The organism is Aliiroseovarius sp. S2029, assembly GCF_023195575.1.
Lineage (GTDB): Bacteria > Pseudomonadota > Alphaproteobacteria > Rhodobacterales > Rhodobacteraceae > Aliiroseovarius > Aliiroseovarius zhejiangensis.
The window spans coordinates 105,933-113,168 of record NZ_JALPQE010000008.1 but is presented as its reverse complement, the minus strand read 5'-3'; the positions used below and the strand labels follow the sequence as shown (position 1 = coordinate 113,168).

The 7,236-nt window shown below is 59.3% G+C and carries 8 protein-coding genes and 1 pseudogene; 4 read left to right on the top strand and 5 right to left on the bottom strand.

Annotation, left to right across the window (positions count from 1 at the left end; genetic code table 11):
- Nucleotides 1-92: 92 nt before the first annotated feature.
- From MUY21_RS15085 to MUY21_RS15065, 5 genes and pseudogenes are all read right to left on the bottom strand, one after another.
- Nucleotides 93-266 (bottom strand): annotated as a pseudogene (locus MUY21_RS15085) (cation transporter); the annotation flags it as partial.
- 1 nt (nt 267) lies between these two features.
- A complete protein-coding gene (locus MUY21_RS15080) occupies nt 268-930 on the bottom strand; it encodes a VTT domain-containing protein (RefSeq protein ID WP_008327266.1) in 663 nt (220 codons plus the stop codon).
- Nucleotides 931-933: 3 nt separating this feature from the next.
- Complete coding sequence (locus MUY21_RS15075) at nt 934-1,383, bottom strand: DUF6010 family protein (protein WP_008327267.1); 450 nt, start codon at nt 1,381-1,383, stop codon at nt 934-936.
- A gap of 161 nt (nt 1,384-1,544) precedes the next feature.
- Nucleotides 1,545-2,030, bottom strand: coding sequence for an ion channel (locus tag MUY21_RS15070; RefSeq protein WP_008327268.1), 486 nt, complete (start codon nt 2,028-2,030; stop codon nt 1,545-1,547).
- Nucleotides 2,031-2,070: 40 nt separating this feature from the next.
- Nucleotides 2,071-2,544, bottom strand: coding sequence for a rhodanese-like domain-containing protein (locus tag MUY21_RS15065; protein ID WP_008327269.1), 474 nt, complete (start codon nt 2,542-2,544; stop codon nt 2,071-2,073).
- Nucleotides 2,545-2,732: 188 nt separating this feature from the next.
- Between MUY21_RS15065 and MUY21_RS15060 the strand changes: the two genes are divergently transcribed.
- The 4 genes from MUY21_RS15060 to MUY21_RS15045 all read left to right on the top strand — a co-directional run bounded on the left by MUY21_RS15060 (nt 2,733) and on the right by MUY21_RS15045 (nt 7,228).
- Nucleotides 2,733-3,455, top strand: coding sequence for a response regulator (locus MUY21_RS15060; RefSeq protein WP_007803380.1), 723 nt, complete (start codon nt 2,733-2,735; stop codon nt 3,453-3,455).
- Nucleotides 3,455-4,921, top strand: coding sequence for an ATP-binding protein (locus MUY21_RS15055; RefSeq protein ID WP_248411119.1), 1,467 nt, complete (start codon nt 3,455-3,457; stop codon nt 4,919-4,921). The genes MUY21_RS15060 and MUY21_RS15055 overlap by 1 nt, the downstream gene beginning before the upstream one ends.
- Complete coding sequence (locus tag MUY21_RS15050; protein WP_222481198.1) at nt 4,857-5,162, top strand: SHOCT domain-containing protein; 306 nt, start codon at nt 4,857-4,859, stop codon at nt 5,160-5,162. The genes MUY21_RS15055 and MUY21_RS15050 overlap by 65 nt, the downstream gene beginning before the upstream one ends.
- A gap of 65 nt (nt 5,163-5,227) precedes the next feature.
- Entirely contained in the window at nt 5,228-7,228 is a 2,001-nt protein-coding gene (locus MUY21_RS15045; RefSeq protein ID WP_040884124.1) for a heme lyase CcmF/NrfE family subunit, read from the top strand.
- Nucleotides 7,229-7,236: the final 8 nt, after the last annotated feature.

Sequence of the window (7,236 nt, the reverse complement as noted above, 5' to 3'; positions counted from 1 at the left end):
TCTGCTTGGCCGTTGCTCCAGGGCATCTCGATGGCGTTTTTGACGGCTTCGTAGTCCCGGTTCACTGTGCGGGCAAAGCGCACGATGGGCGCCAGAACGCCGCCAACCGCCGACAGGGTGTGAAACGCATCCGACAGGACGGCAATCGAGCCAGTCCAGAGCCCGACGGCCAGTTCAATCACGAAGTAGACGCCGGTGAGCCAGGCCGAAATCACAAGGGCCTTGCCGGAACTCGGCATATGCCCGGCGTGGGAATGACTGGCCATATCAGCTCTCCTTCCGTTTCGTACCGGTCTTTCGCGTCGCGGCGAAGAGAACCGACAGGCCGGTAAAGCCACCCAGCGCAAGTGCGGTCCATGTGGCAGTGCGGGCATCGCCGTTCATCGCCTGGCTGCCCATGTGAGCGAGCAAGAAACTCGCTGGAATAATCCCGGCCATCGTGGCCAGCGCGAACCTCCAAAGATGCAGCTTGCTCAGACCTGCGGCGTAACTGATCATATCGAAGGACAGAAACGGCAGCAGGCGACTGCCGAAGACCAGGAAGGTCAGAGTGTTCTGGGACCCGAACAGGCCTGCGTTAATCTTCTGACCGAGATGACGCTCAACGAAGGGACGACCCAAGCCGCGGGCCAGACCAAAGGCGGCAAGCGCACCGAGTTCCGCACCTAGAACGACGAAGAGCGTCCCGTACGTGTGTCCATAAGCCGCTCCGGCGGCGAGTGCGATTGGCGCCGAGGGCAGGGGGCTTGCGACAATAGCGATTGTCATGAGCGCCACGATGACAATTGGTCCGGCAAGACCTGCCGCCTCGATCCAGCGGTCAATTTCCGCGCGATCCGGCAGGCGAATGTCAACGCCAAGGACGTCCGGGAAGGCCAATGCGACGACTCCCATCAGGAACACCGCCATAAGAAGGATGCGCATCATCATGGATCAAAACACGGCATAGAGCAGAACGAAGAACGTCGCTGCCAAAAGGTCAAAGGCCACGCAGAATGGAATATACCAGTTCGGAATCCGGGCGAGACGATAAGAATTGTGGTGTGACATGTCCCAAAGGGCGTGAAGGGCCAAGCCCAAGGGGAGGAAGGCCCACTGCCATATCAGCCCCAGGAACGCTGCTAAGCCGAACAAAAGGGCGACCGCGAGCTCTGCCCAGAACACGCGCGCTCTGCCGTCCGCAGCGCCAAAGCCGATATAGGCACCGCCAATCAAAGCAAGCGTGATCGAAGCAAGAGCTATCGAGCTTTGCTCATCCAAAAAAAGGTGAGCCGGCAATGTGAGAACGACAAGCAACACGCCAACCCATACGGGAGATTTCAAGATATCCCCGTGTCGATGGTGCGATACGTGATCGCCTGTCTTTTCGAAAATCTGTGCCATGGCTTTGTACCTAGGGATTCCAGCAACTGGAAGGTCAAGGGCTATTCATCCACGCGCGCAACGCAGCGCTCACTCAACCGTTCCACGGTGAGGTCAAAGGACCGATATCAGGACGTATTTGACGCTGACGCCAAGCTCATGTCCGACGCGCGTGGCGATTTTCAGTCATCTTTCGCCTTCTGCCAGACTTGCTGGCAGGCTGAGTAAAGAAACGTCGCTGACCAGGTCAGCAACATGAAGCCCAAAAGCGATTGCAGCATCAGCAATAGTCGAAAGGGCCCGACCACCTCTATGGACGAATAGCCAAGGGTCGAGAACGAGATGCCCGTAACATAGAGAACATCCTGAAACATCGGAGGGCTGTTGCTGAACGATTGCGGCAGAACGCTTGCCACCACCATCGTGTTGAACACGGCGAGCGTCACAAGTTCCAAGACATGCAGCAACAGCAACGTGGAAAACGTCAGGATGATCCGAAAGCCGGAGCCATCCGACCGCTGCGGGGAAAACTTCAGAATGCCCGACAACGCATAATGATGGACAATTCCCATCACGATCGCCGCGCATATTCCGACAAACATAGCCATCAACTCGGTCATACACCCAAACCCGTCTTCCTGTTCAAACAGGTCAATTTGACCATACATCAGGCTTTTAGCACAACGGGACCAATTGATTCTTCACTGGTCAGGCCAACGCGGGGGGCAACCCGTTCAGGGCGACATCCACCGGAACGGTCGGCAAGTTCGATGCGATCCAGCCAGGCCCTTCGCCTGATCCCAACATCCCTTCCGAGATATCGGCGTAGCCCGAATAACCAGCTTGTCTCAACGCTCGAAGCAGCGATGCGGAGCGTCCGCCAGTGGCGCAGATCAGTCCAACAGTGCGATCACCGCTCAGTTCCTTGGCCCTGAACAATCGGTCCGGAAAACCGGACGCGTGCATGCTTATCGGCCATACACCAGCACCTACGCCGGTTTCTTGCCACTCTTTGTGCGTTCTGACATCGATGATCCGCGCCGTATCCGATAGAAGCGCGTCAAAGGCATTCTCTGCCGACCAGACAGATCGGCTCTGCGCCAACAGCGGTGACGCCGCGACGGTCAGCACCGTCATATGAGCACCCAGAACGAAACGGCGCCGGTTCAAATCAAGAGCCATATTCGAAAACCTCATCCTTTGATCGGTTGCGATCCCAAAGGTCACATAACATACGCGCGACGCTACCCGGGAGCACGACACGGTGCAGGCACAGATTTGTATCCATCTGTAGCAAGGGACTGACCTGATACAAACGGCTACAATTCTGCCCATGAAACAGAATGCAACGATGATCTAGGAAGGACGCCATGGGACCGCCACCTCATATCCTTATCGTGGACGACCACGCTCAGATACGCGAAAGCGTCGCGCGCTTCCTGGAGAAGAACGGAATGCGCACGACCGTCGCCAGGGATGCCGTGGAGATGGATGCCAAGCTGGCCACTGGTCACTTCGACCTCCTCGTGCTCGATGTCATGATGCCGGGCGAGGACGGTTTGTCGGTTTGCCGCAGACTTGCGCCAGAGGGTGATCTTCCGATCATCATGCTGACGGCGCTTGGTGAGGAAACGGATCGGATCGTGGGTCTGGAAATCGGTGCGGACGATTATCTCGCCAAGCCGTTCAATCCACGAGAACTGCTCGCCCGCATCAAGTCGGTTCTTCGGAGAAGCAACCGCGACGAACCTGTGGCCGGAAGCCTCGCTGGGAGGAAAGTCTCTTTTGCGCACTGGATACTGGATACCGACCGGCAGGTGCTGATTGACGAGTCCACCACCGAGACCCCATTGACGACCTCCGAGTTCAAATTGCTGGCGGTCCTGCTGGAACGCGCGAGGATGGTGCTCAGCCGTGACCAGTTGCTTGACCTGACCGCTGGTCGGACGGCAGGCCCGATGGATCGCACCATCGACAATCAGATCAGCCGTCTCCGCCGCAAAATCGAGCCGGATGTACTTAGGCCCAGTGTCATCAAAACGGTGCGGAACGGCGGATACTGTCTGGCTGCCGATGTCGAGGATGCGCCGTGATGCGCCGTGCGATGAGATCTCTGAGCGGCCAATTGATCCTGCTTGTGGTCGCGGCACTTGTCGTGGCCCAGGTGATCAGCCTGTTCCTGTTCGCCGACGAGCGCAGCCTTGCGATCCGTGCAGCTTTAGGATTCGAGGCCGCGGGTCGCGCAGCGAATGTCGCGCGGTTGATCGAAGAGGCCCCGCTGGATCTGCAGGACTCGATCCTTCGCGCGGCAAATTCGCCTCTGATCCGGTTCGATCTGTCGGACGCTCCGATCGTGGATCACACCGGTCATTCGGACGGCGGCATCGTGGAAGCGCGCATACGCGCCCTGATGGATGACAGCTACAGCCGGGATATTCGCGTTGAATTGCACGAGGTCGAGGGCGAGTTGCGGCCTCTTCCCAATCTCTCGGACGAGATGACAGAAATGCATCTCGCGATGATGCGCGGAGAGTTGACAGCGGTTGAAATGAACCTGTCCATCGCCATCAAGGGAGCGCGTTGGCTGAATGTCGGAACGCGGTTCGAGCGACCGCCGATCCAATGGCCTTTCTATTCGATGCTGACCTTCGGGATTTCCGCCGGACTGCTTCTGGTGGCGATCTTCTGGTTTGTAATGACGCGCCTGACGCGTCCTTTGCGGCACCTGTCGAAGGCCGCGGACCATCTTGGCCGGGGCGAAGATGTGGGCGAATTGGCGGTCACAGGGCCGACCGAGGTCAGAGATCTGACCGTCGCATTCAACCGCATGCAACGACGGCTGACCCGGTTTGTCAGTGATCGTACACGTATGCTCGCAGCCCTTGGCCACGATTTACGCTCGCCGTTGACTGCCATGCGTGTCCGCGCGGAGCTGGTTGACGAAGAAGAGACGCGGGACAGCCTCATCGCATCGGTCGAAGAGATGCAGAGTATGGTCGAAGCGACGCTCACCTTTGCACGCGGCCTTACCGGATCCGAAGGTGCCGAAGTGGTCGATCTGCGCAATTTTCTGGACAGCTTGTGCAGCGATATGGCGGCACACTGCACCTTTGCCCCGAGTGATGGTGTTGCCGTGCGGCTTCGACCCAACGCGTTCCGAAGGGCACTGAGGAACTTGCTTGAGAACGCCGTTCGCTACGGTGGTGCCGCAAAAGTCAGCTGGGCGACCCACGGTTCGAACCTCGTACTCAACATCGATGACAATGGGCCCGGCATTCCCGTCGACCAGTTGGAAAAGGTCTTCGATCCGTTCTATCGCCTCGAGCAATCGAGGTCTCTGGAAACGGGCGGTTATGGGCTTGGGCTCTCAATCGCGAGGACAATCGTCCAATCCCATGGCGGCGATATCCAGCTGGTCAATCAGAACAGCGCGGGTTTGCGCGCTGTTGTCACCATCCCGTTGGATGAAACCGAACTGATCGAAGGAGAAACAGATGAAACTGAACGCGTTGATCCTGCCGTTGCTGGCCAGCTTGCCCGCCAGCATGGCGCAGGCTGATGGACCAGGCTCCTGGACGGGGCACATGTGGGGCAGTGGCTATGGCTTTATGGGCGGCTTCATGATGCTCGCCTTCTGGGGTGCGCTGATCGCATTGGTGGTGTTTCTGGTGTTCAGGCTGCGGGACAATGGCACCCGTCCCCCGGACTCGGACGCGCAGGAAGCGCTCAGGCGCCGCTTTGCAAATGGGGAAATCGACGAAGAAGAGTTCCGTCGCCGCAAAGCAACGCTCGACGAATAGACCCCGCCGCGGACGCCAAAGCCGTCCGACGCGACGCCCACCGACGCTGAATAGGAAAGAACGCCATGGTCCCGGAAATTGGTCACTTCGCACTGGCCCTCGCACTGGCGCTTGCGCTTGTTCAGAGTGTTCTACCGATTGCAGGTGCGTCGCGTAGAAATGCCGTCTGGATGAAATCCGCCCAGGCGACGGCAATAGGACAAGTGCTGTTTGTGGCCATCGCCTTCGCAGCGCTGATGCAGGCTTTCATCGTCAGCGATTTTACCGTCAGGAACGTCGTCGAGAACTCCCATTCGCTCAAGCCAATGCTCTACAAGGTGGCCGGGACCTGGGGCAGCCATGAGGGTTCGCTGCTGCTCTGGATCCTGATACTCGCGGTGTTCGGCGCGGGCGTCGCCTGGTTCGGATCGAACATCCCCGCCGAGACCAAGGCGCGCACCTTGTCGGTGCAGGCGTGGATCAGCGTCGGCTTCCTGTCCTTCCTGCTGCTGACGTCGAACCCCTTCGAGCGGGTGTTTCCGCCGCCGCTCGACGGCAATGACCTCAACCCGTTGCTTCAGGACATGGGTCTCGCCATGCACCCGCCGCTCTTGTATTTCGGGTATGTCGGCTTCTCCATCGTGTTTTCCTTTGCCGTTGCGGCTCTTCTGGAAGGGCGCGTCGATCCGGCCTGGGCCAGATGGGTCCGCCCGTGGACATTGGCCGCGTGGGTCAGCCTTACGGCAGGTATCGCTCTTGGATCGTGGTGGGCCTATTATGAACTGGGCTGGGGCGGCTGGTGGTTCTGGGACCCGGTCGAGAACGTGAGCTTCATGCCCTGGCTTCTGGGCACGGCGCTGCTGCATTCCGCCATCGTCACCGAAAAGCGCGACGCGTTCAAAAGCTGGACCATCCTACTTGCCATCCTGACTTTCTCGCTTTCGCTGCTCGGGACGTTCATCGTCCGGTCAGGCCTGCTTACATCCGTGCATGCCTTCGCCGTCGATCCAGAGCGCGGGCTTTACATTCTGGGTCTGCTGGCCGTGTCCATCGGTGGGTCGCTGGCGCTCTACGCCTGGCGGGCGCCCGAAATGGAGCCGGGTGGTCTGTTTCGCCCGATCAGCCGCGAGGCCGGGCTGCTCGTGAACAACCTCATTCTGGCCGCCGCTACGGGAACGGTCCTGTTCGGGACGCTTTATCCGCTGATCCTCGAGGCTATCACGGGGGACAAGATCTCGGTGGGTCCACCTTTCTTCAATGCGGCTTTCATTCCGATGATGCTGGCGCTGGTCGTGTTCATGGGTCTTGGTCCATTCCTGTCGTGGAAGCGGGCTGATATCGCCGGGTTGCTCGATCGCATTCGGTTCGTGGTCGTTCTGGCGTTCATCGCAGCTTTGGCCGCATGGTATCTTCTGAACGGTGGGCCGATCATGGCCTATCTTGCCATCCTTGGCGCAGCGTGGCTGCTTTTTGCAACCCTACGGGAATGGGCGCTACGCATCCGCCTGTTCGAGGTTCCCCTTGCAGAGAGCGCGAGACGCGCGCGCAATCTGCCACGCGCCTCTCACGGTATGACACTCGCCCATGCCGGCGTCGCTGTGTTGATGATGGGGATGATCGGCTCGACCGGATGGAAGAGTGAGGAGATCGTCTTTGCCGCCCCCGGGACCGAAGTCACGATCGCGGGGTTCGACATCACCTTCGAAGGGGCCACACAGGTTCAAGGGCCGAACTACATCGCGGATCGCGGCACCCTTGTGGTCCGTCGGGATGGCGAGCTGGTCACGACGCTTTTCCCAGAACGCCGGTATTACCCGGTCGCGGAAAGCCAGACGACGGAGTCGGCCATCCGCTCTACATTGGCGGGTGATCTCTATACGTCGATTGCAACGCCAGCCTCCGATCAAGTGAACAACGCCGGAGCATGGACCCTTCGGATCCTCTATGAACCGCTCGTCAACCTGATCTGGATCGGCTCGATCCTGCTGGTGATCGGTGGCTGTTTGTCCTTGTCGGATCGCCGTTTGAGGGTCGGGGCGCCGCGCCGCGCCAAACAGCCAGCCAGCGATGCTGTTCCTGCCGAGTAGGAGAGAAG